This window comes from Cryptosporangium phraense (assembly GCF_006912135.1).
GTDB classification, from domain to species: Bacteria; Actinomycetota; Actinomycetes; order Mycobacteriales; family Cryptosporangiaceae; genus Cryptosporangium; species Cryptosporangium phraense.
The window spans coordinates 147740-170740 of the sequence record NZ_VIRS01000002.1; the positions used below are offsets into that span (position 1 = coordinate 147740).

Annotated in this window: 20 protein-coding genes and 1 pseudogene; 15 read left to right on the forward strand and 6 right to left on the reverse strand. The window is 73.1% G+C overall.

Features of this window, described 5'->3' with window-relative positions; translation table 11 throughout:
- Nucleotides 1-51 precede the first annotated feature (51 nt).
- Both truA and FL583_RS03020 read left to right on the forward strand, forming a co-directional pair.
- Nucleotides 52-867, forward strand: coding sequence for a tRNA pseudouridine(38-40) synthase TruA (gene truA, locus FL583_RS03015; RefSeq protein WP_240746556.1), 816 nt, complete (start codon nt 52-54; stop codon nt 865-867).
- A complete protein-coding gene (locus tag FL583_RS03020) occupies nt 864-2210 on the forward strand; it encodes a hypothetical protein (RefSeq protein ID WP_142702898.1) in 1347 nt (448 codons plus the stop codon). The genes truA and FL583_RS03020 overlap by 4 nt, the downstream gene beginning before the upstream one ends.
- Here FL583_RS03020 and pgm read toward each other — a convergent pair.
- Nucleotides 2200-3843: a phosphoglucomutase (alpha-D-glucose-1,6-bisphosphate-dependent) gene (pgm, locus tag FL583_RS03025; protein WP_142702899.1), complete on the reverse strand. Its 1644-nt coding sequence runs from the start codon at nt 3841-3843 to the stop codon at nt 2200-2202. The two genes, FL583_RS03020 and pgm, sit on opposite strands and share 11 nt — an antisense overlap.
- 62 nt (nt 3844-3905) lie before the next feature.
- On the opposite strand from pgm, the gene FL583_RS03030 reads away from it, so the two are divergent.
- Entirely contained in the window at nt 3906-5525 is a 1620-nt protein-coding gene (locus FL583_RS03030; protein ID WP_142702900.1) for an ABC-F family ATP-binding cassette domain-containing protein, read from the forward strand.
- 19 nt (nt 5526-5544) lie between these two features.
- Here the strand turns inward: FL583_RS03030 and FL583_RS03035 are convergent, their stop codons facing one another.
- Nucleotides 5545-6288, reverse strand: a complete 744-nt coding sequence (locus FL583_RS03035; RefSeq protein ID WP_142702901.1) for an ABC-2 transporter permease — start codon at nt 6286-6288, stop codon at nt 5545-5547.
- An 8-nt stretch (nt 6289-6296) separates the two neighbouring features.
- Nucleotides 6297-6974: pseudogene (locus FL583_RS03040) on the reverse strand (ABC transporter ATP-binding protein); the annotation flags it as partial.
- Nucleotides 6975-7075: 101 nt separating this feature from the next.
- Here FL583_RS03040 and FL583_RS03045 point away from each other — a divergent pair.
- The gene (locus FL583_RS03045; RefSeq protein ID WP_142702903.1) at nt 7076-8056 is read left to right on the forward strand and encodes a sensor histidine kinase; all 981 of its coding nucleotides are present in this window, start codon (nt 7076-7078) and stop codon (nt 8054-8056) included.
- Between the two features lie 3 nt (nt 8057-8059).
- The gene (locus FL583_RS03050) at nt 8060-8716 is read left to right on the forward strand and encodes a response regulator transcription factor (RefSeq protein ID WP_142702904.1); all 657 of its coding nucleotides are present in this window, start codon (nt 8060-8062) and stop codon (nt 8714-8716) included.
- Here the strand turns inward: FL583_RS03050 and FL583_RS03055 are convergent.
- Nucleotides 8685-10373: a flagellar basal body-associated FliL family protein gene (locus FL583_RS03055; RefSeq protein WP_142702905.1), complete on the reverse strand. Its 1689-nt coding sequence runs from the start codon at nt 10371-10373 to the stop codon at nt 8685-8687. The two genes, FL583_RS03050 and FL583_RS03055, sit on opposite strands and share 32 nt — an antisense overlap.
- Nucleotides 10374-10624: 251 nt before the next feature.
- On the opposite strand from FL583_RS03055, the gene rplM reads away from it, so the two are divergent.
- The 5 genes from rplM (at nt 10625) to glmS (ending at nt 16292) form a co-directional block, all read left to right on the forward strand.
- The gene (gene rplM / locus FL583_RS03060) at nt 10625-11068 is read left to right on the forward strand and encodes a 50S ribosomal protein L13 (RefSeq protein ID WP_142702906.1); all 444 of its coding nucleotides are present in this window, start codon (nt 10625-10627) and stop codon (nt 11066-11068) included.
- A gap of 38 nt (nt 11069-11106) precedes the next feature.
- Nucleotides 11107-11514, forward strand: a complete 408-nt coding sequence (rpsI, locus tag FL583_RS03065; RefSeq protein ID WP_142702907.1) for a 30S ribosomal protein S9 — start codon at nt 11107-11109, stop codon at nt 11512-11514.
- Nucleotides 11515-11598: 84 nt separating this feature from the next.
- The gene (gene glmM / locus FL583_RS03070) at nt 11599-12942 is read left to right on the forward strand and encodes a phosphoglucosamine mutase (RefSeq protein WP_142702908.1); all 1344 of its coding nucleotides are present in this window, start codon (nt 11599-11601) and stop codon (nt 12940-12942) included.
- 43 nt (nt 12943-12985) lie between these two features.
- Nucleotides 12986-14335 carry a phosphatase PAP2 family protein gene (locus tag FL583_RS03075; RefSeq protein WP_142702909.1) on the forward strand — a complete coding sequence of 450 codons (1350 nt, stop codon included), beginning with the start codon at nt 12986-12988 and terminating at the stop codon, nt 14333-14335.
- A gap of 55 nt (nt 14336-14390) precedes the next feature.
- Complete coding sequence (gene glmS / locus FL583_RS03080) at nt 14391-16292, forward strand: glutamine--fructose-6-phosphate transaminase (isomerizing) (protein ID WP_142702910.1); 1902 nt, start codon at nt 14391-14393, stop codon at nt 16290-16292.
- Here glmS and FL583_RS03085 read toward each other — a convergent pair.
- Entirely contained in the window at nt 16279-16992 is a 714-nt protein-coding gene (locus tag FL583_RS03085) for an SDR family oxidoreductase (RefSeq protein WP_142702911.1), read from the reverse strand. The two genes, glmS and FL583_RS03085, sit on opposite strands and share 14 nt — an antisense overlap.
- Nucleotides 16993-17029: 37 nt before the next feature.
- On the opposite strand from FL583_RS03085, the gene FL583_RS03090 reads away from it, so the two are divergent.
- The 5 genes from FL583_RS03090 to tsaE all read left to right on the forward strand — a co-directional run bounded on the left by FL583_RS03090 (nt 17030) and on the right by tsaE (nt 21672).
- On the forward strand, nt 17030-17401 hold the full coding sequence (locus tag FL583_RS03090) for a holo-ACP synthase (protein WP_142702912.1): 372 nt from the start codon (nt 17030-17032) through the stop codon (nt 17399-17401).
- A gap of 65 nt (nt 17402-17466) precedes the next feature.
- The gene (locus FL583_RS03095) at nt 17467-18864 is read left to right on the forward strand and encodes an NAD(P)H-hydrate dehydratase (RefSeq protein ID WP_142703193.1); all 1398 of its coding nucleotides are present in this window, start codon (nt 17467-17469) and stop codon (nt 18862-18864) included.
- A gap of 5 nt (nt 18865-18869) precedes the next feature.
- Complete coding sequence (alr, locus tag FL583_RS03100) at nt 18870-19994, forward strand: alanine racemase (protein ID WP_142702913.1); 1125 nt, start codon at nt 18870-18872, stop codon at nt 19992-19994.
- Nucleotides 19995-19996: 2 nt separating this feature from the next.
- Nucleotides 19997-21205, forward strand: a complete 1209-nt coding sequence (locus tag FL583_RS03105; protein WP_142702914.1) for an alpha/beta fold hydrolase — start codon at nt 19997-19999, stop codon at nt 21203-21205.
- The gene (gene tsaE, locus FL583_RS03110) at nt 21205-21672 is read left to right on the forward strand and encodes a tRNA (adenosine(37)-N6)-threonylcarbamoyltransferase complex ATPase subunit type 1 TsaE (protein ID WP_142702915.1); all 468 of its coding nucleotides are present in this window, start codon (nt 21205-21207) and stop codon (nt 21670-21672) included. Before FL583_RS03105 ends, tsaE begins: the two co-directional genes overlap by 1 nt.
- Here the strand turns inward: tsaE and FL583_RS03115 are convergent.
- Nucleotides 21664-22854, reverse strand: a complete 1191-nt coding sequence (locus FL583_RS03115; RefSeq protein ID WP_142702916.1) for an MFS transporter — start codon at nt 22852-22854, stop codon at nt 21664-21666. The two genes, tsaE and FL583_RS03115, sit on opposite strands and share 9 nt — an antisense overlap.
- Nucleotides 22855-23001 lie beyond the last annotated feature (147 nt).

Here is a 23001-nt window from a genome sequence, read left to right on the forward strand (position 1 = left end):
GAGCCCGCCGCTCCCGGTACCGCCGGGGCCGGCGGGCTCGTTCGCGTCCGGTTGGACATCGCCTACGACGGCACGGACTTCTCCGGGTGGGCCGTGCAGCAGGGCCTGCGGACGGTGCAGGGCGAGCTCACCGAGGCGCTGGTCCGGGTCACCCGCACCGACGTCTCGCTCACGGTCGCCGGCCGGACCGACGCCGGCGTCCACGCCGCCGGTCAGGTCGCCCACGTCGACCTCCCGGAGGAGGTCTGGGACACCCTCGGGGCCTCCCTGGTCCGCCGGCTGTCCGGTCTCCTTCCCGGGGACGTCCGGCTGCGGGCCGTCGCCCGGGCCCATCCCGACTTCGACGCTCGCTTCGGCGCACTCCGACGCCGCTACCGCTACCGGATCACCGACGCGCCCTGGGGCGCCGAGCCGCTCCGCCGACGGGACACGCTGGCCTGGCCCCGGCCGCTCGACCTGGACGCGATGCGCGCGGCCGCCACCGCGCTGCTCGGCGAGCACGACTTCGCCGCGTTCTGCCGCCGTCGCGAGGGCGCCACGACGATCCGGGCGCTGGAGGAATTCCGCTGGGAGGTCGCGCCCGAGGGGCCCGGACGGGTACTGGAGGCCCACCTGGCCGCCGACGCGTTCTGCCACTCGATGGTGCGCAGCCTGATCGGGGCCCTACTGGCCGTGGGGGAGGGACGCCGGCCGCCGTCCTGGCCGGCGACGCTGCTCAGCCGCACCGAACGGGCCAACGACGTCACGGTGGCGCCGCCGCACGGGCTCACGCTGGTGGCGGTCGAGTACCCGCCGGACGACGAGCTCGGCGCCCGCATCGACCTGACTCGGCGGGTCCGGACGCTCGACACGACAATGGGGCCGTGAGAGACACCGTCGACTGGTCCCGCCTGACCCACGCCTACGGCACCGCCGAGGACGTCCCGGAGCACATCGCGGCCCTGCGGTCCGACGACGAGGACGTCCGGCACGAGGCGCTGGGCGAGCTGTTCAACAGCATCGTCCACCAGGGCACCCGCTACCCGGCCAGCGCGTACGCGGTGCCGCCGCTGCTCGAGCTGATGGCCGACCCGACCGTGCCGGACCGGGCGTTCATCGGGCAGCTGCTGGCGCTGATCGCGATCGGCGGCGACGAGGCCTGGCTCCCGGAGACGCTGCCGGTCGACGAGCTGCGGCTGGAGTCGATCGGCGGCGAGGAGGCGATGGCCCGGGTCCTGAATTCCGGGTGGGAGGGGCTGAGCGTCGACGACCAGGCCAAGGTCGACGCGCTGGCCGAAGAGCGCGCCTACGACGCGGTCGCCGCCGGGCTGCCCCTGCTCCGGCGTCTGGCCGCCCAGCCGGCCGCGGTCGCGGTCGTCACCGAGCGGGCCGAGGCTGCCGCGGCCACGATCGGCGCGGACGCCGCCGCAGCCGCCGAGGCCGCCGCCGCGGCGCAGGCGGCTGGTGCGGGCGGCGGGCTTCCGCCGGCCGCGGCCGGCCCGCTGGGCGCGCTTCCGCCGGCCGGGGCCAGCCCGCTGGGCGCGCTGGCCGACGACGACGGGGTCGCGCTCGTCTCGGCCTACACGATCGGCTGGTTCCCGGACGTCGATCCGGACGCCTCGGTAGCGGCGCTCGACGCCCTGGCCGCGGTCGGCGACGAGCCCGAGACCGCGGTCGCCGTGGTCGCGGCCGGGCTGCTCGGGACGGCCGGCAGCGAGCCGATGGCCCACCGCGCGCTGCACGATCCCCGTCCGGTCGTGCGGTGGGCCGGTGCGGTGGCGTCGGCGAAGCTGTACGGCCCGGCGGCCGGGCCCCAGGTCGCAGCCGAGCTGCTGCACTGGGCCGGCGGCGGCAGCGCGCCGGACGTCCGCATGCCGTACCTGGACGGGGACCTGGCCGGCTACGCCGCCCTCGCCTTACGGCAGTTGGGCCCGGCGCTGGACGCGGACGCGTTCAACGCGTTCCTGGCCCGCCTACCGCAGACCGAGGCCTCACCCGCCCTGACGATCGCGGGCGAGGCGCTCCGGCTGGCCTGTCCGTACGGCCCGATCACCGCGAACACACCGTTCACCAAACTCGACGACCGGCAGCAGCGGCTGGCCCAGGTGCTCGCCGCGTCGCCACGCACGTGGCTCTACGACGAGCACCGCTTCGCGAACTTCTCGATGCTCCTGGGCGAGTACGGCTTCCCCGACGAACTCGAGGCCATGCGCCGGTTCATCACCCCTTGAGAGCGGCTCCGACGACCTCGCGGGCTTCTTCCTGGATGCGGGCGAGGTCGTCGGCGCCCTTGAACGACTCGGCGTAGATCTTGTAGACGTCCTCGGTGCCGGACGGGCGGGCCGCGAACCAGCCCGTCTCGGTGACGACCTTCAGCCCGCCGATCGCGGCGCCGTTCCCCGGCGCTTCGGTGAGCTTGGCGACGATCGGCTCGCCGGCCAGGGACTCGGCGCTCACCTGCGACGGCGAGAGCGCCCCCAGCAACGCCTTCTGCTCGCGCGTAGCGGGCGCATCCACCCGCGCGTAGGCCGGGGCACCGAACTGCTCGGTGAGGGCCGCGTAGTGGACGCTGGGGGTCTTCCCGGTCACCGCGGTGATCTCGGCCGCCAGCAGGTCGAGGATGAGCCCGTCCTTGTCGGTGGTCCAGACCCGTCCGTCCCGGCGCAGGAACGACGCCCCGGCGCTCTCCTCGCCGCCGAACGCCACCGAACCGTCGAGCAGCCCGGGCACGAACCACTTGAAGCCGACCGGCACCTCGACCAGCCGCCGCCCCAGCGACGACGCGACCCGGTCGATCATCGACGACGAGACCAGCGTCTTGCCGATCGCGGCGTCGGCCGGCCAGCCGTCGCGGTGCGCGTACAGGTACTGGATCGCGACGGCCAGGTAGTGGTTCGGGTTCATCAGACCGGCGTCCGGCGTGACGATGCCGTGCCGGTCGGCGTCCGCGTCGTTGCCGGTGGCGAGGTCGAACTCGGACCGGCGGGTGATCAGCGACGCCATCGCCGAAGGCGAGGAGCAGTCCATCCGGATCTTGCCGTCCCAGTCCAGCGTCATGAACCGGAAGTCGGCCTCGACCAGCGGGTTCACCACCGTCATGGCGAGCTTGTAGCGGTCGGCGATCTCGGCCCAGTAGGCGACCGAGGCGCCGCCCAGCGGGTCGGCCCCGATCCGCAGGCCGGAGGCCGCGATCGCGTCCAGGTCGACGACGTTCGGCAGGTCGCCGACGTACTTGTCGAGGTAGTCGTAGGTCGACGTGGTGTCGGCCCGGCGGGCCCGTTCGTACGGCACCCGCTTGACGCCCCGCAGACCGTCGGCGATCAGGGCGTTCGCGCGCTCCTGGATCCACTTGGTCGCGTCGGTGTCGGCCGGGCCGCCGTGGGTCGGGTTGTACTTGAAGCCGCCCTCGTCCGGCGGGTTGTGCGACGGGGTGACGACGACGCCGTCGGCCAGGTGCTGGGTGCGGCCGCGGTTCCAGGTGAGGATCGCGTGCGACAGCGCGGGCGTCGGCGTGTAGCCGTCCCGGGAGTCGATCAGCACGGTGACGCCGTTCGCGGCGAACACCTCGAGCGCGGTCGTCCAGGCCGGCTCGCTCAGCGCGTGCGTGTCGCGGCCCAGGTAGAGCGGACCGTCGGTGCCCTGCCCGGCGCGGTACTCGACGATCGCCTGGCTGGTCGCCGCGATGTGGTCGTCGTTGAACGCGCGCTTGAGGCTCGACCCGCGGTGCCCCGAGGTGCCGAACGCGACCCGCTGCTCGATCGCCGCCGGGTCGGGATGCTCCGCGTAGTACGCGGTGACGAGGTGGGCGATGTCGACGAGATCGGACGGCTGCGCCGGGGTCCCGGCGCGGGGATTGGTCGACATGCTGCGCTCCTCACAGAAACTGGGATGACCGGCGAGCGGGATTCCTGGAGAATCATGCCCCCGTGGGCTACGTCGAAGCATCTGGGCTCGGGCATACGCTGCCCGATGGTCGTGAACTGTTCCGCGATGTGTCGTTCCGGGTAGGAGACGGCGCCACCGTCGCGCTCGTCGGCGCCAACGGCGCGGGGAAGACGACGCTGCTGCGGATGGTCTCCGGCGACCTCGCGCCGGAGCGGGGATCGATCACGCGGACGGGCGGGCTGGGCGTCATGCGCCAGTTCATCGGCTCGGTGCGCGACCAGACCAGCGTGCGCGACCTGCTCGTGAGCCTGGCCCCGGCCGCCATCCGGACCGCGGGGGAGCGGCTCGAGCAGGCCGAGCTCGCGATGATGGAGCGCGACGACGAACCGACCCAGCTGCGCTACGCCGACGCGCTGGTCGGCTGGGGCGACGCCGGTGGCTACGACGCCGAGGTGCTGTGGGACACGGTCACGGTCGCCGCGCTCGGCGTCCCGTTCGACCGGGCCCAGCACCGGATGGTCCGGACGCTGTCCGGCGGCGAGCAGAAACGGCTCGCGCTGGAGGCGCTGCTCCGCGGCCGCGAGGAGGTCCTGCTGCTCGACGAGCCCGACAACTACCTCGACGTGCCGGGCAAGCGCTGGCTCGAGGAGCGGCTGGTCGAGACGCCGAAGACCGTCCTGTTCGTCAGCCACGACCGCGAGCTGCTGGCCCGCACGGCCACGCACGTCGTCACGCTCGAGGCACACACGGCCTGGACGCACGGCGGCGGGTTCGAGAGCTACCACGAGGCCCGCACCGCCCGCCTCGACCGGCTCGACGAGCTGCACCGGCGCTGGAACGAGGAGCACACCCGTCTCAAGGAGCTGGTCCGGACGCTGCAGCAGCAGGCCAAGAACAGCGAGGCGATGGCCGCGAAGTACCACGCGATGCAGACCCGCCTGGCCAAGTTCGAGGAGGCCGGCCCGCCGCCGGAACGGCCGACCGAAGAGAAGGTGAAGATGCGCCTGGGCGGCGGACGCACCGGCGTCCGGGCCGTGATCTGCGAGCAGCTCGAGCTCACCGGGCTGATGAAGCCTTTCGACCTCGAGGTCTACTACGGCGAGCGGGTCGCGGTGCTGGGCGCGAACGGGTCCGGCAAGAGCCACTTCCTGCGCCTCCTGGCCGGTGACGCGGTGGCCCACACCGGCGTACAGCGGCTCGGTGCCCGGGTCGTCCCCGGCCTGTTCGCCCAGACCCACGAGCACCCGGAGTGGGTCGGCAAGCCGCTGGTCGAGATCCTCGGCCGGGGCGAGGGCACCCGGCGGGGCCTGGACCGCGGCCGGGCGATCTCGGCGCTGCGCCGGTACGGGCTGCAGTCGCAGGCCGACCAGGACTTCGCCACGCTCTCCGGCGGCCAGCAGGCCCGGTTCCAGGTGCTGCTGCTCGAGCTGCAGGGCTGCACGCTGCTGCTGCTCGACGAGCCGACCGACAACCTCGACGTCCAGTCGGCCGAGGCGCTGGAGGAGGGGCTCGAGGCGTTCGACGGCACGGTGCTGGCGGTGACGCACGACCGGTGGTTCGCCCGGAGCTTCGACCGGTTCCTGTCGTTCGCCGCCGACGGCAAGGTCCGGGAGACCGCGGAGCCGGTCTGGGACTCCGGCCGCGTCGAACGAGCCCGCTAGGCGTCCCAGCACGCGTCCGCTAGGCGTCCCGGCGTCTCAGGACGACGTAGCCCGCGGCCAGGGCGGCCAGGGTCCAGACGGCGAGCAGCCCCAGGCCGGTCCACGGGCCGTACGAGCGCGCCCAGCGCGGGTCGTCCTGCGGGCCGGCCAGGTGCAGGATCACCCAGCCGAGCTGGTCGGGAAGGTACTGGGTGACGACGTTGATCCCGGGCACGTTGCCCAGCCCCTGTGAGCCGAGCAGCAGCAGCGGCAACAGGATCCCCAGCGACACGACCGGGTTGCGCAGCGCGGTCGCGACCCCGAATGCGAACAGCCCGAGCAGGACCAGGTAGATCCAGGCGCCGGCCAGCGCTTCCGGGGCGTCGGCGTCGGCCGGGCCGATGCCCCGCCCGGCCAGCGCGATCTGCGCCGGGACGAACGTGGCCGGCACCATGACGAGCGCCGTCGCGGCCAGCAGCGCGAACGTCGCCACGGCCTTCGCCGCGTAGAACGAGCCGCGCCGCGGAACGGCCAGCAGCGACCAACGGATCGTGCCGGACCGGTACTCCGACCCGATCGCCTGCACCGCGAACACCACCAGCGCCAGCTGGGCCACCGTCATCCCGTAGAACGAGGCGAACAGCGGGTCGAAGCGCTCGTCCGGAACGTCCCGCATCGCCGAACCCAGCAGCGCGCTCAGCCCGGCCGCGGCCAGCACGCTCAGCCCGAGCAGGATCGCGGTCGACCGCAGCGAGAACAGCTTCGTCAGCTCGGCCCGGATCACGACACCAGCCTCAGGAACGCGTCCTCGAGCGAGCCGTCGCCGACGAACTCGTCCAAGGGGGTGTCGGCCAGCAGTCGGCCGCGGGACAGCACCAGCAGGTGATCGGCGGTCAGCGCCATCTCGCTCATCAGGTGGCTGGACACCAGCACGGTCCGACCGTCGGCGGCCGCGTCCCGGGCCGTCGTGCGGAACCAGCGGATCGCCTCCGGGTCCAGCCCGTTCGTCGGCTCGTCGAAGATCAGGATCGGCGGGTCGCCGAGCAGCGCGGCCGCGATCCCCAGGCGCTGGGTCATCCCCAGCGAGTACGTGCCGATCCGGCGCCGGGCCACGTCGTCGAGTCCGACCAGCCCCAGCACCTCGTCGACCCGCGCGGCCGGGATCCGGTTGGACTGCGCGAGCCAGCGCAGGTGCGCGTGGGCCGAGCGCCCGCCGTGCGCGGCCGGCCCCTCGAGCAGCGCACCGACATGGCGCAGCGGATGGCGCAGGTCCGCGTACCGCTCGCCGTCGATCCGAACCTCTCCGGCCGACGGCCGATCCAGCCCGAGGATCATCCGCAGCGTCGTCGACTTCCCGGCCCCGTTCGGGCCGAGGAACCCGGTCACCTGACCGGGTCGGATGGTGCAGGTCAGAGCCTCCACCGCCGTCGTACGTCGGTAGCGTTTCGAGACGTTTCGCAGTTCGAGCACGATTTTGACGCTATGCGGCGAACCACCGCCGGACTGCTGGCGAAAGTAGGCGGTTCCGGCGACGAAGGTCGACGCGTGCCGGCAGCCCTTAGCCTGCTGGCATGGGTGCCCTCGTGCTCTACCTGCTGGTGCTGGGGACGTCGTTCGTCGCCGGGCGTTGGGTGGTGCCACGGTGGCTCGTGGCCTCCTCGGCGCTCGGGGCGCTCGGGGTGCCGGTGGCGTTGTCGCTGGGTCGTCCCGCGCTGACGCCTCAGTTCGCGACCTCGTACCTGGTGTTCGTCGGGTTACCGCTGGCGGCGGGCGCGTACCTGCGTCAGCACCGGCGGCTGCTGGCCGTGCTGACGGCCCGCAACGACGAGCTGGCCGGGCAGGAGCGGCTGCGCGAGCGGCTCCGGATCGCGCGGGACATGCACGACTCGCTCGGGCACCGGCTCGGGTTGGCGTCGATGCGGGCGGCCGCGATCGAGGTCAGCGACGCTCCGGCGGCGCACCGGGCGGCGGTCGCCGAGCTGGCCGGCTACGTGCGGGAGGCCGCGTCCGAGCTGCACGACGTCGTCGGGGCGCTGCGGGAAGGGCCCGGGCTGGACGCGGTCGAGGCGCTGATCGCCGAACACCGGCGAGCCGGGGCCGACGTGACGCTGACGAGCCGGGGGACGCCGAGCGCCCTCGATCGGGGAGCCGAGCTGGCGGCGTACCGGGTGCTGGAGGAAGGACTCACCAACGCGGGCAAGCACGCCCCGGGCCGCCCGGTGCGCGTCACGCTCGACTGGGAGGCCGACACGCTCCTGGTGAGCCTGGAGAACCCCGCGCCGGCCGATGCCGGGCCGGGCGCCGCCGCCGGGCCGGGCCCGGGTCACGGGCTGGCCGGGCTGGCCGAGCGGGTCACCCAGGCCGGTGGCCTGCTCACGTCCCGGCGCGAGCCGGGAGCGTTCCGCTTGTCGGCGATGCTCCCGGCCGCGACGGCTCCCGGCCGGGCGAGCGGCGATGGGGTGTGGTCGGGGCGGAGCGTCGGGCTCGGGGCGTTGACCGCGGTCATCCTGTTCGGGGTGTTGCCCGTAGCGATGTTGCTCGGGGGTGGATGAGCGGTGATCCGGGTTCTGGTGGCGGACGACGAGCCGTTGATCCGGGCGGGCATCCGGGCCGTGCTGGAGTCGGACCCGCAGCTCACGGTGGTGGCCGAGGTGGCGGACGGGCGGTCCGCGGTCGAGCGCGCCACCGCGCCGGGCGTCGACGTGGTGCTCGTCGACATCCGGATGCCGCTGCTCGACGGGCTGGGCGTCGTCGAGGAGGTGCACCGGCGGAACCCCGCGCTGCCGGTCGTCGTCCTCACGTCGTTCGGCGCGGAGCCGAACGTCCTCCGGGCCGTGCAGCACCGGGCGGCCGGGTTCGTGCTCAAGAACTGCGCACCGGCCGAGCTGATCGGCGCGGTCCGGGCCGCGCACGCGGGCGACGCCTACCTGTCGCCCGCCGTCGCCCGGATCGTCCTCGGGATGGTCGCGCCCGGCGACGCGGAGCGCCGCCGGACCGCCGGAGCCCGGCTGGCCGCGCTGAGCGACCGCGAGCGGGACGTGGCCGACCTGGTGGCCGAGGGCCTCTCGAACGCGGCCATCGGCAGCCGGCTACGGATGACCGAGCCGACGATCAAGACCTACGTCAGCCGGATCCTCACCAAGCTGGGCTGCGAGAACCGGGTCCAGGTGGCGCTGCTGGTCACTTCCGCTTGTCGAGGGCGTCGATCGTGAAGTAGAGGAAGTCCTGGGCGCAGGTGTCGATGACCGGGTCCTTCTCGGCCTTCTTGCCCGACGTGTAGGCGCCGCTGGAGAACACCAGCCAGTGCCCGTACGCCTTGCGGTAGAACCACCAGTCTTTCTTGCCCGACTGACCCTCGGCTGCGACGTTGTGCCTGCGCGGGACGAAGCTGCCCGCGGTGCTGCCCTTGATCGCGGTCTCGGCCTGGGCCGCGGCGGCGGCGTCGGGGAAGTTCAGCGCTCCGAACGTCACCGCGCAGCTGGTCTTGGTGTTCACCGCGGTGACGCTCGTCACCTCGGAGCACTCCAGCTTCTTCACCAGCGCGACCGCGGCGCCGTCGACCGACGTGCCGCAGTTGGCGACCTTCTCCTGGCCGGTGCGGGTGTAGCTGCCGCTGGTGGGGAGCGTGTAGGTGGGCTGGCTGATCGCGGTGAGCGCGAGCGGGGTCGGGTCGGTCTCGCGGGAGGCGAGCTTGTCCGAGGCCCCGGTCGAGCTCGGGGCCGCGCTCGACGGCGCCGTGCTCGGGGTGGGGGCGCCGGTCGTCGCGGACGGCTTCGGCGCGGCCGCCTTGCCGGTCGAGTCGTCGCCCCGCAGGAAGAACCAGGCGCCGAGGCCGGCCAGGATCAACACCAGCACGACCGCGCCGGCGATGAGCGCGATCAGCTTGCCGCGGCCGCCGGGCTCGTCGGGCGGGGGCTGGTTGAGCGGGCGGCGGGTCGGGGTGACCGCGGTGCGGTCGGCGGGTTCGGCGCGGGCCGGTAAACCGCCGCCGCCGTAGCCGTAACCGGCGCCGTAAGGGTCGCCGCTCGGGCCTTCGAGCGGCGGGTAGGCCGCCGGGGCACCGCTGGACGGAATGCCGCTGGCCGGCACGCCGCTGGCGGGCATTCCGCTCGCCGGGATGCCGCTGGCGGGGGCTCCGGGCGGAGGGCCGTACCGCTCCGGCTGCCGCTGGTACCCCGAGGGGCTCTCCTGATACCCGGAAGGGCCCTCCTGGTAGCCGGCGGGGTTGCCCTGGTAGCCGGCCGGGTCTTGATAGCCCTGCTGGTAACCCTGGTAACCCTGGTAGCCCTGCTGCTGGGGATCCTGGTAGCCCGGCTGCGGAGCCTGATAGTTCTGCTGGGCCTGATAGTTCTGCTGGCCGCCCTGGTAGCCCTCGTAGCCCGGGTAGCCGGACGGAGCTTCCTGGTAGCCGGACGGGCTTTCTTGATAGCCGCTCGGAGCGGCCTGGTAGCCGGACGGACCCTCGCGGTAGCCGGTGGGCCCGGGCTGCTGCTGATATCCCTGCTGGTTCCCGTACCCCTGCTGCTCGGGATAGCCCTGCTGCTGCTCGGGATAGCCCTGCTGGGTCTGGTCGGGGTACCCCTGGTATCCGTAGCCCGGTTGCTCGCTGTAACCCTGCTGGTCGGCCGGGTAGCCCTGGTACCCGCCCGACGGCGACTCCTGATACCCCGGCTGCTGGGTACGCGACGGCTCGAACCAGCTCTGCTCGGCGTCCGCGCCGTAGGCATGCTGGTCGGGGTACCCCTGCTGGGGCGGGTAGCCGGGGTATTGCTGCTGCGCAGCAGCAGCGTCAGGGTCCGGCTCGTCGGCACCGGGCCGACGCGGAGGAGGGCTGTCCCAACCCGGTTGGCTCGGAGGCGGCGTAGTCATGGAGCCGAGCCTAGCTACCCTGCGCAGCAACTGTGCGTCGCATCCACCGCCCTCTGGACTACTCTTAACTACCAGTGCGTGCCTCTGGCTCTCTCGGCACGCCGATTTTGACCATGCTCGAATTCGCCAGGTATCCTTGGCTGCTGTTGCGCGCTCCATCTGTTCGCGTGGGTAAAACACCCGAGCCGGCGCGCTCCACCGCCGGTGAGCGGCCAGCGGATCCGAGAGTACTGACGAGACAAGGTAGACCCGTGCGTACGTTTAGCCCGAAGGCCGGAGACGTCCAGCGTCAGTGGCACGTCATCGACGCAGAAGACGTCGTCCTCGGACGGCTCGCGACCCACGCAGCCCAGCTGCTGCGCGGCAAGCACAAGCCGATCTTCGCGCCCCACGTCGACACCGGTGACTTCGTCATCGTCGTCAACGCCTCCAAGGTCGCGCTGACCGGCAACAAGCGCGAGACGAAGGTCGCCTACCGGCACTCCGGTTACCCGGGCGGCCTCAAGCGCGTCGGTTACAACGAGCTGCTGGAGACGCGGCCGGAGCGGGCCATCGAGCTCGCCGTCCGCGGCATGCTGCCGAAGAACAAGCTCGGCCGCCAGCTGCTGAGCAAGCTCAAGGTCTACGCCGGCCCGGAGCACCCGCACAGCGCCCAGAAGCCGACGCCGTTCGAGATCACCCAGGTCGCCCAGTAGTCCGCGACACCGCAGCCCAGCAGTAGGAGACTTTCAGCGTGACCATCCCTGTCGTCGCGGAGAAGCCGATCCAGACGGTCGGCCGCCGCAAGGAGGCCATCGTCCGGGTCCGCATCATCCCGGGCACCGGCCAGTTCAAGCTCAACGGCCGCACCCTCGAGGAGTACTTCCCGAACAAGGTGCACCAGCAGCTCATCCGTGAGCCGTTCGTCACCCTCGAGAAGAACGAGCAGTTCGACGTCGTCGCGAGCCTGCGCGGCGGGGGCATCACCGGCCAGGCCGGTGCGCTGCGTCTCGCGATCGCGCGTGCGCTCATCACCGTCGAGCCCGACGACCGCCCGGCCCTGAAGAAGGCCGGCTTCCTCACCCGTGACCCCCGGGTCAAGGAGCGGAAGAAGTACGGCCTGAAGAAGGCCCGCAAGGCGCCTCAGTACTCGAAGCGCTAAATCTCAGCTCGGTATGTTGTACCGGCCGGTGGCGGTCCTCGCCACCGGCCGGTCTGTTTCCTACCCCGCGGAGTGGCGGAACTGATGGGTCGTCTGTTCGGTACCGACGGAGTGCGAGGCCTCGCCAACGGCGACCTCACGCCGGAACTCGCGATGGCGGTGGCCGTCGCGGCGGCGCACGTGCTGGCCGGGGTCGAGGGTCCGCGTCCGGTGGCGGTCGTGGGTCGTGACCCGCGGGTCAGCGGCGAGATGCTCGAGGCGGCGGTCTGCGCCGGTCTGGCGAGCGCGGGCGCGGACGTGACCAGAGTCGGCGTGCTGCCCACGCCGGCCGTCGCCCACCTCACCGCCGAGCTCAACGCGGATCTCGGGGTCATGCTGTCGGCCAGCCACAACCCGATGCCCGACAACGGCATCAAGCTCTTCGCGCGCGGCGGCCACAAGCTCCCCGACGAGATCGAGGACGCGATCGAGGAAGCGATCCGGCACAACGCGGCCCGCGAGTGGACGCGTCCGGCCGGCGCCGGCGTCGGACGCATCGGCGACTACACCGCCGGCGGCGAGAAGTACGTCGAGCACCTGCTCAGCACGCTGCCCCACCGGCTCGACGGCATCAAGGTCGTCGTCGACTGCGCGAACGGTGCCGCGTCGACCGCCGCACCGGAGCTGTACCGGCAGGCCGGGGCCGAGGTCGTCGCGATCGCGGCCGAGCCCGACGGGCTCAACATCAACGAGGGCGTCGGCTCCACCCACCTCGACGTGGTCCGGGCCGCGGTGCTGGAGCACGGTGCCGACCTCGGGATCGCCCACGACGGCGATGCCGACCGCTGCCTCGCCGTGGACGCCGACGGCAACGACGTCGACGGTGACCAGATCATGGCCATCCTCGCGCTCGCGATGAAGGACGCGGGCACGCTGATCGACGACACGCTCGTCGTCACGGTGATGAGCAACCTGGGCCTGACGATCGCGATGAAGGACGCCGGCATCAACCTGGTCACGACCGGCGTCGGCGACCGGTACGTGCTCGAGGCGCTGCGGGCCCAGAACCTGGCGCTGGGCGGCGAGCAGAGCGGGCACGTCGTGATGCCGGCCCACGCCACCACCGGCGACGGGCTGCTCACCGCGCTCCACCTGATGGCGCGCATGGCGTCCACCGGGAAGACGATCGCCGAGCTGGCGGGCGCGGTGACGCGTCTGCCGCAGGTGCTGATCAACGTCCGGGTGGCCGACAAGGCGGCGGTCGCCGAGGCCGAGTCGGTCGCGACCGCGGTCGCCGAGGCCGAGCGGGAGCTGGGCGGCACCGGCCGGGTGCTGCTCCGCCCGTCGGGAACCGAGCGGCTGATCCGGGTCATGGTCGAGGCGAAGAGCCAGGACGACGCCGAGGCGATCGCCCGCCGGATCGCGAAGGTAGTGGCCGACGTCGGTTAGAACCGCTGACCAGGGACTGACCCGGCGCCTCACAGTGGCGCTGGTGGTGGCCTGTGTGGCCGCGGTCCCGGTCGCGGTGCTGGCCATCGTCGTCAAGCACGTCGGCGGTCCGGTGGGACGGCTCGACCTCGCGGTCGCGCGCGGCCTCAACGGCTTCGCCGTCGACCACGCCTGGTTCGTCGACGTGCTCGACTGGATCTCGACGGCCGGGCATCCGGCGACGTTCCGGATCGGGGCGACGGTGGCGGCGCTCTGGCTGCTGTCGGTGGACCGTCCGCGGCTCGCGTTCTGGACCTTGATGACGACGTGGGGCGGCGCGCTGCTGGGCGTCGTCCTGAAAGTGGTCGTGACCAGGGCCAGACCGACGCTGCCGGACGCGGTGGCACACGCGGACGGCTATTCGTTCCCCTCGGGTCACGCGCTGGGCGCGTTCGTGGGCTGCGCGGTCCTGCTGTTGCTCTGGCTGGACCTGGCCCGGCCGAGCCGGGCCTGGATCGGCTGGGCCCTGGCCGGCCTCACCACGCTGGCGGTCTGCTTCTCCCGGGTGGGGCTGGGCGTGCACTACCTGAGCGACGTCGTCGGCGGGTGCCTGGTCGGCCTGGGCTGGACCGCGGCGACGACGATCGTCTTCCAGCTCTGGCGCCGGGACGCCGGACTGCCCGCGGTGGCCCTCTCGCGCGGGATCGAGCCCGAGCGCGAGGAGCCGGACGCCGACCCGCGCCCGCTGCCGCCGTGGTGGGGGAGCGTGGCCGAGACCGGCCGCTGGCTGCCGACGCTGGTGCCGTTCTGGATCGGTCTCGTGGCGATCACCGCCGGTATCGGGTGGGTGGCGTCCCGGGCCGCGGACGACACCGGGCTGAACCGCTGGTTCGCCGACCACCGCACGCCGGTACTCGACGACCTGACCGCGTTCGGGACGCTGATCGGGGAGACCGGGACGGTCACCGTGATCACGATCGCGACCTGGCTGGCCGCCCGGCTGGTGTACCGGCGCTGGCTCGAGCCGACCGTGATGCTGTTCGCGGTGCTCGGTGAGGTCTGGGGCTTCGTGCTCGTCACCGCACTCGTCGATCGGCCTCGGCCGCCGGTGCCGCACCTCGACAACGCGCCCCCGACCAGCAGTTTCCCGTCCGGCCACACGGCCGCGACCGTCTGCTGCTACGGGGCCCTGGCGATCCTGCTGGGCGGCCGCCGGAAGGGGTGGTACCTGGCCGGCGTCGGGGTGCTGGCCGCGGTCGTCGGACTCTGCCGGGTCTACCGGGGGATGCATCATCCGACCGACGTGCTGGCCGGTGCGGCCTACGGAGCGGTGTGGCTGACGATAGTGGTGGTGCTGATGTTGCAGAGATCACCGCTTACTGTCCGAAAGGTCAGGACTCGTCGCCGAACGTAGCTCTGTGTCATCCCGGCGTAGGGGCGGCAGTAGTCACTTGGGTAACCTCGGATCCATGTGTGGAATCGTTGGCTACACCGGCCCGCGTCGTGCGGTCGACATCGTCGTGGAAGGTCTCCGGCGGCTCGAGTACCGGGGTTATGACTCCGCCGGTGTCGCGGTCGTGGACAACGGCCGCGTCGCGCTGGAGAAGAAGGCCGGCAAGCTGGCCAACCTGACGAGCGTGCTGGCCGAGCCGACGAGCACGGTCGGCGCGTCGGCCGCGACCACCGCGATCGGCCACACCCGCTGGGCGACGCACGGTGGGCCGACCGACCGCAACGCGCACCCGCACCTGTCGGCCGACGGCAGCATCGCGGTGATCCACAACGGCATCATCGAGAACTTCGCGGTGCTCCGGGCCGAGCTCGAAGACCGGGGCGTGGAGTTCCGCTCCGACACCGACACCGAGACCGCGGCGCACCTGGTCGCCGAGGCGTACTGGTCGCTGGACGGCCAGAACTACGGCCACACCAGCACCGACGCCGGCCCGGGCCGGCTGGCCGAGGCCATGCGCATCGTCTGCCGTCGGCTGGAGGGCGCGTTCACGCTGCTCGTCGTCCACCGGGACGTGCCGGGCGTCGTCGTCGGCGCGCGCCGGAACTCGCCGATGGTGGCCGGCCGGGGGCAGGGCGAGAACTTCCTGGCGTCGGACGTCTCGGCGTTCATCGAGTACACCCGCGAGGCCGTCGAGCTCGGGCAGGACCAGGTCGTCGAGGTCACCGCGGACGACATCGTCGTCACGGACTTCGCCGGCGGGGCCGCCGAGGTGCGCGACTACCACGTCGACTGGGACGTCTCGGCCGCCGAGAAGGGCGGCTACGACTACTTCATGCTCAAGGAGATCGCCGAGCAGCCCCAGGCGATCGCCGACACGCTGCGCGGACGCCTGACCGAGCACAACGAGATCGCGCTGGACGAGGTCCGCCTCACCGACCAGGACCTCCGCGACATCGACAAGATCTTCATCATCGGCTGCGGGACGTCGTACAACGCCGGCCTGGTCGGCAAGTACGCGATCGAGCACTGGACGCGGATCCCGGTCGAGGTCGAGCTGGCCAGCGAGTTCCGCTACCGCGACCCGGTGCTCGACCGGTCGACGCTGGTCATCGCGATCAGCCAGTCCGGCGAGACGATGGACACGATCATGGCGCTGCGCCACGCCAAGGAGCAGAAGGCGCGCGTACTGGCCGTCTGCAACACGAACGGCTCGACGATCCCGCGCGAGTCCGACGGCGTCCTCTACACGCACGCCGGGCCGGAGATCGCGGTCGCGTCGACCAAGGCGTTCGTCACCCAGATCATCGCGGTCTACCTGGTCGGCCTGCACCTCGCGCAGATCCGCGGCATCAAGTACGCGGACGAGGTCGCGGCGATCGTCGACCAGCTCAAGGCGACGCCGGACGCGGTCGCCGAGGTGCTCACGACGATGGAGCCGGTGCGCAAGCTGGCCCGGGACCTGTCCGGGTCGCAGCAGGTGCTCTTCCTCGGCCGGCACGTCGGGTTCCCGGTGGCGCTCGAGGGTGCGCTGAAGCTCAAGGAGCTCGCGTACATGCACGCCGAGGGCTTCGCCGCCGGTGAGCTCAAGCACGGCCCGATCTCGCTGATCGACGACGGGGTGCCGGTCGTCATCACGGTGCCGTCGCCGCGTGGGCGCAGCCTGCTGCACGACAAGATCGTGTCGAACATCCAGGAAGTGCGGGCCCGGGGCGCGCGGACGATCGTCATCGCCGAGGAGGGCGACACCGCGGTCGAGCCGTACGCCGACCACATCGTCCGGGTACCGCGGACGACGACGCTGCTGGCGCCGCTGACGACGGTCGTGCCGCTGCAGGTGCTGGCCTGCGAGATCGCCGCAGCCCGGGGCAACGACGTCGACCAGCCCCGCAACCTGGCGAAGTCCGTCACGGTCGAGTAAGGCTGAATCCGCCGTCCGAGCTGATCACCTGGCCGGTCACCCAGCCCGCTTCCGGGCCGACCAGCCAGGCGATCAGGCGGGCGGCGTCCTCGGGCCGGCCGAAGCCCTCGGTCTCGGTGGTCCACCCGGTGTCGGTCGGACCGGGGTTGACGCAGTTGACGGTGGCGTGCGGCGCGAGCGCGGCGGCCAGGCTCAGCGTGATGCCGGCCAGCGCCGCCTTGCTCGATGCGTACGGGATCTCCAGCGGCATCGGCCCGTGTTGCTGCCCCGACGTCATCAGCACGACCCGTCCGTTCGCCGGCCCGGCGGCCGCGTACTCCCGGACGAGGAGCAGGGTGGCTCGGGTGTTCACCGCGTACGACAAGTCGATCTCCTCGGCGGTGACCGCCGCGAACGGCTCCCACGGCACCGACCGGGCGTGGTTCGCGATCAGGATGTCGAGATGGCCGAACTGGTCGAGGGCCTCCTGCACCAGCGCACCCGGCGCGGCCGGATCGACGAAGTCGGCCCGCGCGGTGGCGACGCGGGCGCCGTCGACGGCTAGATCCATCGCCAGCCCGCGCAACTCGTCGGTCGGTTCCGAGCCGTGCAGCAGCACGGTCGCCCCGTCGGCGACCAGGCGGCGGGCGATCGCGGCGCCGATCCCGGCCCGGCGGCCGGCTCCGGTGACCAGGGCGACTCGTCCACTCAGTGGGGCCATGAACCCCACCGTGCCAGAGGCGTGCCAGGGTAGAGCGGTGATCGTCAGTGTCGGCATCGACGTGGTGCTCGTCGAACGGTTCGCGGCGGCGGTGGCCCGTACCCCGAACTTCGTGGAGCGGTTGTTCACCCCGGAGGAACGGCTCACCGCCGACGGGCACCCGCGCCCGGCGGATTCCCTGGCCGCCCGGTTCGCCGCCAAGGAGGCCGTGGCCAAGGCCCTCGGGGCGCCCGGCGGCCTGTCCTGGCACGACTGCGAGGTCGTGGCCGATCGAGACGGCCGGCCGTGGCTCACGGTGCGCGGCACGGTCGCCGAAGCTGCGGCTGAGCGAAACATCACCCGCTGGCACCTCTCCCTCTCCCACGACGGCGGGATCGCATCGGCAATGGTGGTGGCGGAGGCAGCGTGAGCTCTTACGACGCGACGACGGGGGCCTGGCCCGTCAAGACGATCCGGTCGACCGAGCAGGAAGCGATGGCCCCGCTGCCGTCCGGAGGCCTCATGCGGCGCGCCGCCGCCGGGCTGGCCCGGCGGCTGATCTCGCTGCTGGCCGACTCCGGGGGCGTCTACGGCGCGCCGGTCGTGCTGCTGGTCGGCGGCGGCGACAACGGCGGCGACGCGCTGTTCGCCGGAGCGACGCTGGCCCGCCGGGGCGCGGTCGTCCGCGCGGTCGCCGGCGTGCAGGACGAGCGGGTGCACCGCGGCGGGCTGACCGCGCTGACCGCGGCCGGCGGACGGCTGGTCGAGCTCGGCGACGTCCGCGAGCGGCCCGCGCTGGTCGTCGACGGGCTGCTCGGCATCGGCGGCCACGGCGGCCTGCGCCCGGACGGCGCCCGGCTCGCCCAAGCCGCCGAGGCCTGGCGGGCGGACGGCTCGCTGGTGGTCGCCGTCGACCTGCCCAGCGGCGTCGAGCCGGACACCGGCGAGGTCACCGGCTCGGCCGTCACCGCCGACCTGACCGTGGCGTTCGGCAGCTACAAGGTCGGCCTGCTGGTCGGCGAGGGCGCGCTGCGCGCCGGTCTGGTCGAGGTCGTCGACATCGGGCTCGACTTCGCCGAGCCGCCCGCGCTGCGGCTCGTCACCGCCGACGCGGTGCGCGGCTGGTGGCCGCACCCCGGCCCGACCGACGACAAGTACACCCGCGGCGTCGTCGGGCTCGCGTCCGGATCGGAGCAGTATCCGGGCGCGGCGATCCTGTCGACCGGCGGCGCGCTCTCCGGCCCGTCCGGCTACGTCCGCTACGCCGGCGCGGCCCGCGACGCGGTCCGTACCGCGCACCCCGAGGTCGTCTGCTCGCCCACGGTGGCCGAGGCCGGCCGGGTGCAGGCCTGGGTCGTCGGTTCCGGTCTCGGGACGGACGACGACGCGGCGGAGGCCGTGCGTCGCATCCTCGCCACCGACCTCCCGGTCGTTCTGGACGCCGACGGGCTGACGATCGTCTCGAAGCGCCTGGACTGGGTGCGCGAGCGCGAAGGACCAACGGTGCTCACCCCGCACGACCGCGAGTTCGAGCGGCTCGCGGGCGAAGTGGGGCCGGACCGGCTGGCCGCCGCCCGCCGGGCCGCGTCCGAACTCGGCGCGACCGTGCTGCTCAAGGGCTACCGCACGGTGATCGCCGGCCCGGACGACGCCCCGGCCTACGTCGTCGCGGCCGGCGTCCCGGAGTTGGCCACCGCGGGCACCGGCGACGTGCTCTCCGGCGTCGTCGGCTCGCTGCTGGCCGGCGGCCTGGCCCCGGCCGAGGCCGCCGCGGCCGGCGCGTTCGTGCACGGCACCGCCGGCCGCCTGGCCGCCGAGGCCGGCCCGGTCGTGGCGTCCCGGGTGCTCGCCCACCTACCGGACGCCGTGCGCCGCGTCGCCCTGGGACACTGAGAGGCATGCTGCAAGCGGAAGCGGTGGTCGACCTCGACGCCATCCGGGCCAACACCGCCTACCTGGCCGGCCTCGCGGCGGAGCAGTCGGCCGCGACGATGGCCGTGGTCAAGGCCGACGGGTACGGGCACGGCGCGGTGCCGTCGGCGCGGGCCGCGCTGGCCGGGGGCGCCGGCTGGCTCGGCGTGGCCACGGTCGGCGAGGCGCTGGAACTCCGCACCGCCGGTATCGACGCCCCGATCCTGAGCTGGCTGAACGGTCCCGGCACCGACGTCGGCCCGGCCGTGCGGGCGAGCGTCGACCTCGGCGTCCCGAGCGTCCGACTGCTGGAGGAGGCCATCACGGCGGCGAAGGCCGCCGACCGCACGGCCCGCCTGCACCTGAAGGTCGACACCGGGCTCGGACGCTCCGGGGCCACCCCGGCCGACTGGCCCGACCTGCTCGTCGCCGCGGCCAAGGCGCAGGCCGAGGGCACGGCCGAGGTGATCGGCGTCTGGAGCCACTTCGCCTGCGCCGACGAACCCGGTCACCCGTCGATCGCGGCCCAGCTCGCGGTGTTCCGGGAGGCGCTCGAGGTGGCCGACCGGCACGGCGTCCACCCGCAGATCCGGCACCTGGCCAACTCGGCCGCAACGCTGACACTGCCCGAGGCGCACTTCGACCTGGTGCGGGCGGGCGTGTCGATCTACGGCCTCTCGCCCAACCCGGCCCAGGTACCGGCCGACGCGCTGCGACCGGCGATGACGCTGCGCGCCCGGGTGCTGATCGCCAAGCGGGTGCCGGCCGGCCACGGCGTCTCCTACGGGCACACGTACCACACCGCGGCCCCGACGACGCTGGCTCTGGTCCCGCTCGGGTACGGCGACGGCATCCCGCGACACGCCAGCAGCGCCGGCCCGGTGCTGCTCGCCGGCAAGCGTCGGACGATCGCCGGACGCGTCTGCATGGACCAGTTCGTGCTCGACGTCGGCGACGACCCGGTCTCCGAGGGCGACCAGGCGATCCTGTTCGGCCCCGGCGACCAGGGCGAACCCACCGCCGACGAGTGGGCCGACGTCGCCGGGACGATCAACTACGAGATAGTGACGCGGATCGGCGCCCGGGTGCCCCGCACCTACGTGGGGGCCTGACGATGGCGAACAACAACGGCGTCTCCGCCGCTTTCGGCCTGGCCGGAGCGCTGGTCGGGGCCATGGCCGCCGGAGCCGCGGCCGGGGTCGCGGCCGAGCGCTTCGCGGTCCGCCGCCGTCGCCGCCCCGGCGACCCCTACGCCGACGAGCCGTTCGGCGCGCTGCCCTACGACTCCGCGCAGATCGTCACCGCCGACGGCGTCGACCTGTACGTCGAGACCGTGGACGCCGACGGTGAGCCCGACCTCACGGTGATCTTCGTCCACGGGTTCGCGCTCGACATGGGGACCTGGCACTTCCAGCGCCGGGTCTTCACCGGCAGCGACGAGCCCCGGGTCCGGATGGTGTTCTACGACCAGCCCGGCCACGGCAAGTCGGCCCCGCGGCCGGACGGGAACTACACGATCGACCAGCTCGCCGACAGCCTGGCCGAGATCATCCGGAAGGTCGCCCCCGAGGGCCCGCTGGTGCTGGCCGGGCACTCGATGGGCGGCATGACGCTGATGGCGCTGGCCGAGCGCTACCCCGACCTGGTGCTCGACCGGGTGGTCGGCACCGCGCTGGTGTCCACGTCGGCCGGTCACCTCGACGACGTCGCGCTCGGGTTCCCCCCGATCGTCGCCTGGCTGCGCGGTGCGGTGACGCCGACGCTGACCAGGGTCCTGCGCTGGCAGCCGTCGATGGCCGAGCGCGGCCGCCGGTCCGGCAGCGACCTGGCCTACCTGCTGACCAAGCGGTACGGCTTCGGCACGCCCGACCCCAGCCCGTCGCTCGTCGAGTACGTCGAGCACATGAACGAGGGCACCAAGGTCGAGGTCATCGCCGGCTACCTGTCGACGCTGTCCGAGCACGACCGGTACGCGGCGCTGGAGGCGTTCGCCGACCTCGAGACGCTCGTCGTCTGCGGTGACCTGGACCTGCTCACGCCGGTCGAGCACACCCGCGAGATCGCGAAGCTGCTGCCGAAGGCCGCGCTGCTGGAGGTGCCCGACGGCGGTCACTGCACGCTGATGGAGCACGCCGACGCGGTCAACGACGCGCTGGCCGAGCTCTTCCGCCGAGCCGCGCTCGTCGCCGAGGGGCGTCGTCCGGAGTCGGCCGCGAAGCGGAGTGAGGCGGCGGCGGCGAAGCAGCGCCGCGGCTGGGCCCGGCGGGCCGGTGAGCAGCAGCGCAAGGCACTCGATCGGATTCTGCGTCGGAAGGGCGCCTGATGTTCCTGAAGACCCCGTCGGACACGCAGGCGCTGGGCGCGGCGCTCGCCCCGGTGCTGCGGGCCGGTGACCTGATCGTGTTGGTCGGCCCCCTCGGGGCCGGGAAGACCCAGCTCGCGCAGGGGATCGGCGCCGGTCTCGGCGTCCGTGGTGCGGTCACCAGCCCCACGTTCGTGATCTCCCGCGTCCACCCGCCGGACCCGTCCCGAGGCGGTCGGCTTCCCCTCGTCCATGCGGACGCCTACCGGCTGGGGACGATCGCCGAGGTCGACGATCTCGATCTGGACGCGGACGTTGAGTCGGCGGTCACGGTGGTGGAGTGGGGGGCCGGTCTGGTCGAGCAGCTGACGTCCGGGTACCTGGAGATCCGCCTCGACCGGGACGACGACTCAGACGTCCGCACGGCCACGCTCGTGCCGCACGGGAGCGACTGGGCCGACCGCCTGGCCGCACTCGACCTAGGCTGAACGGGCCCCGGAGAGGACGCGGATCACCGGGAGCACGGCGACCAGCGACGCGGCGCAGGCGAGGGCGAACACCCAGGCCACCGCGGTGGTGGACACGATCGCGCCGGCCACCGCGGCGCCGATCGAGCTGCCGACAAGGAACGCGGTGATCAGCCAGGCGAACGCCTCGGTGACGGTGCCGGCGGGCGCGAGCCGGTCGATCGCCAGGAACACCAGCGTGATGATCGGTGGCAACGCCAAGCCGCTCACCACGCTGAACACCAGCGCCAGCGGCAGCATCCCGGACGACGTCGGGACGAACGCCATCGGCAGGTAACCAACGCCCAGCCCGGCCAGCAGCCACGGCAGCACCCGGCCCGGTTCGACCCGGTCCGAGCGCCCGGAGAACCACACCCCGCTGAACAGCGCCCCCAACGCGTTGGCCGCGACCAGCCAGGTCGTCCACCCCCGGCTCCCGGACGCCTCGCTGAACGCGGCCGCCGCGACCGGGTAGGTCCCGATGGTCAGACCGGCCAGCAGCATCGCGCCGTAGACCCGTCGCAACCGGGGCGGACGCAGCGCACCGGCCCAGTGCCGTTCCGCGACCTCGGCCGGTCGCCACTGCCGGGACTCCCGGGCGGCGGCGAACCACAGCGTCCCGGCCAGCCCGATCGCCGCGGCCGCGTACAGCCCGCCGGCCGGGCCGAACCCGCTCGCGATCAGCACGATCAGCGGGCCGAGGACGAAGATCAGCTCCTGCGAGGCCGCGTCGAGCGCGTAGACGCGCGGGACCTCGCGCTCGGGCAGCACGGTCGGCCAGATCGCCCGGAGGCCGGGCTCGACCGGCGGCGTCGCCGCCCCGGCGATCGCCGCGACGACGATCCCGACGAGCGGCCCGACGAACGGCAGCGCGGCCAGCGCGGCCGAACAGAGGATCCCGGCGCCGACGATGACCCGGGTCTGGCCGGTGCGGTCCATCCGCCGGGCGAGCACCGGCCCGCCGACCGCGGTGCCGGCCGTGTAGGCCGCCGCCAGCGCGCCGGCCACGCCGTACCCCTCGGACGATCCCCGCGTGAACAGCACGATCGCGACCGGGATCATGCCCGTGGGGAGCCGCCCCAACAGGCTGGACGTGAGCAGGCGGGCAACCGTGCGCTGCCGGAGCAGGGCGAGCGGCGAGCGTACTTCGGACGTGGACGACATGAGCGTTTCCCAGGCTGGAACGGTCGGGTTGGTCTGCCCTGGCCGCGCGGCCGGGCGCCGCGATCAGCGGCCCGATGCTCCTGGGAAGTCGCCGCGCTCGCGGTCGTCGCCGTAGAGCGGCAACTGCACCTCGAGCGATGACATGGC